At 30.4% G+C, this 408-nt stretch carries 1 protein-coding gene; it reads left to right on the top strand.

What is annotated here, in order from left to right:
- Positions 1-136: 136 nt before the first annotated feature.
- A partial coding sequence (locus tag ACSVH2_RS14115) for a hypothetical protein (protein WP_438093820.1) occupies positions 137-408 on the top strand: 272 nt, incomplete at its 3' end.

The following is a 408-nucleotide window of genomic DNA, read 5'->3' as shown; positions in this document are numbered from 1 at the left end:
GTTCTCGGCTTTGCTTTGTTGCGGAAAAGTAAGCCAAAATTATCAATTAAAAAACAAAATTAACAAATACAAACCGAACATTCAGTTATGCCAAATACCGCAATAGAGCAAAACCGATGTTATAAAACGTTTTAATATGTACAAATCAATTAAATTACAAGGGTACAACGATGCTTTTACGATTAAGGCAAAAAACAGAAGATTTGCAGTTGTTAAAAAAGAAGTTGATGGTAATAATAGAAATATGATTTACATAACTTCTTTAACTTCTGAAACAGGAAAAGAAGATGGTGCGACTACTAAACTTTCTGAAAACGAAAAGATAAAATATTCTTTGGTTGGATTGAGTGATGAAGCTATTAAAGAACTTTACGCTTGTCTGCACCACTATCTGAAAAATGTTTTATA

Origin of the sequence: Flavobacterium sp. RSB2_4_14 (assembly GCF_051547085.1) — a bacterium.
Lineage (GTDB): Bacteria > Bacteroidota > Bacteroidia > Flavobacteriales > Flavobacteriaceae > Flavobacterium.
This window is presented reverse-complemented; position numbering and strand designations above follow the sequence as displayed.